This window comes from Yersinia sp. 1252 StPb PI (genome assembly GCF_048593885.1).
GTDB classification, from domain to species: domain Bacteria; phylum Pseudomonadota; class Gammaproteobacteria; order Enterobacterales; family Enterobacteriaceae; genus Yersinia; species Yersinia enterocolitica_E.
On the sequence record NZ_JAZGQE010000358.1, the window covers coordinates 1 to 1,601 of the forward strand.

Genomic DNA, 1,601 nt, shown 5'->3' on the forward strand with positions numbered 1-1,601 from the left:
CTTCTTTTGTTTGTATTCTGTGATTCTTATTATTTGGTAATGCATTTATAACCTCACGTTTTGGGCTGGATTGACAATATTTAAAATGCTGAAATAATAGCCGTAAGAAATCGGATGTCACTGATTCAGGATATTAATCCTAATTAATATTATTGGCCTAAAACCTTATTTTAAAGCACGGGGAAATAAACATGAAAATTAAAACTAGCAATGCATTAATCGCTGCTATTGCAAGCGTATTTATTGCACAATCAGCATTTGCTGCTGATGGAACTATTACCATTAACGGCCAAATTACAGATACGACTTGTGGTGTCTCTGTCAACAACGGCACTAAAGATGGGACCGTTAACTTACCGACTATTTCTGCAAGCGCACTGAGTTCTGTCAACTCCGTTGCGGGTACCACTCCGTTCAATATCTCGTTGTCTGGTTGTACTGGGGCGACACTGAATAACGCTTATGCTTACTTCGAACCAGGTGCTTTTGTTGAGACCAGCACTGGCCGGTTGAACAACAATAGCGGTACAGCGACGGGTGTTCAGGTTCGTTTGTTAGACAAAAGCAGCACAGCAATCATGGTAGGCGGCGCTAGCCAGGGCGGCGTGGTGGAAGATATTTCCACTGGTGATGCAACATTGGGCTACTACGCACAATATTATGCGAATAGTGGCACTGTTGGTGCTGGTACCGTTGTAACACAAGTCGACTATACTATTGTTTACGATTAATCAAAGCGTGTGATATAGCGTGGCTGATGGCAAGTTATTGTTATAGCTAATGTTATCTGTTGCCGAATGGGAGCTTAATGCTCCCTGTTTCATTCGCTCTATAATTGGAAACTCTTATGCGCAAAACATACTTTATGGCCTTTGCTTTTGTCACATTACTGGTTGCAGCAACGGTTACCCGTGCTGAAGTAATGATCACGGGTACGCGTGTTATTTATGACGAGAAGCAGCGTGAAGGCGTGGTTAAGGTTTCCAATACCGGTAATATGCCGGTTCTTCTTCAAGCCTGGATTGATAACGGTGATGCGAATGCGCGTCCTGATACTATCAAGGTGCCTTTTAGTGTTACGCCACCAGTAGTGCGTCTGGATCCTAAACGGGATCAGACTATTCGCCTGTTCCGTACTGGCAGCGGCTTAGCAGCCGATCGTGAAACGCTTTTTTGGTTTAATTTGCTAGAAATTCCACCTAAACCCACTAAAGGTGCCACGGGGGAAGATAATAAATTGCAATTGGCTTTCCGTACCCGAATAAAAATGTTCTATCGCCCGGCAGAATTAACGATGCCGATAGAACAGGCTATTACGAATCTGACCTTTTCTAAAAAGGGCAATCAACTGGTTATAAAAAATGCATCACCGTATTATATAACCTTTAGAAAATTGGAGTTACGGGCATCAAAAGAGAGCCCAGCGGTGGCGAACTTGAGCAAAATAAATAATAAGATGATTGCACCTTTTGCTGAGCTTAGCTTACCGGTTAGCGTTAACGGTCCAATAAATAATACTACACAAGTTTTTTATTCTGTTATCAATGACCAGGGTGGCGAAACGCAGGGTGTTCAAAAGTTGGCGCAATAAAAACATAAAT

At 42.4% G+C, this 1,601-nt stretch carries 2 protein-coding genes; both read left to right on the forward strand.

Features of this window, described 5'->3' with window-relative positions:
- The first annotated feature begins 191 nt into the window (after nt 1-191).
- Entirely contained in the window at nt 192-731 is a 540-nt protein-coding gene (locus tag V2A85_RS23545) for a fimbrial protein (protein WP_083159201.1), read from the forward strand.
- 116 nt (nt 732-847) lie between these two features.
- Complete coding sequence (locus V2A85_RS23550; protein ID WP_420072537.1) at nt 848-1,591, forward strand: molecular chaperone; 744 nt, start codon at nt 848-850, stop codon at nt 1,589-1,591.
- Nucleotides 1,592-1,601: the final 10 nt, after the last annotated feature.

Coding starts and splice junctions, on each gene's coding strand:
- V2A85_RS23545 (WP_083159201.1), top strand. CDS start 192: ATGAAAATTAAAACTAGCAATGCATTAATCGCTGCTATTGCAAGCGTA.
- V2A85_RS23550 (WP_420072537.1), top strand. CDS start 848: ATGCGCAAAACATACTTTATGGCCTTTGCTTTTGTCACATTACTGGTT.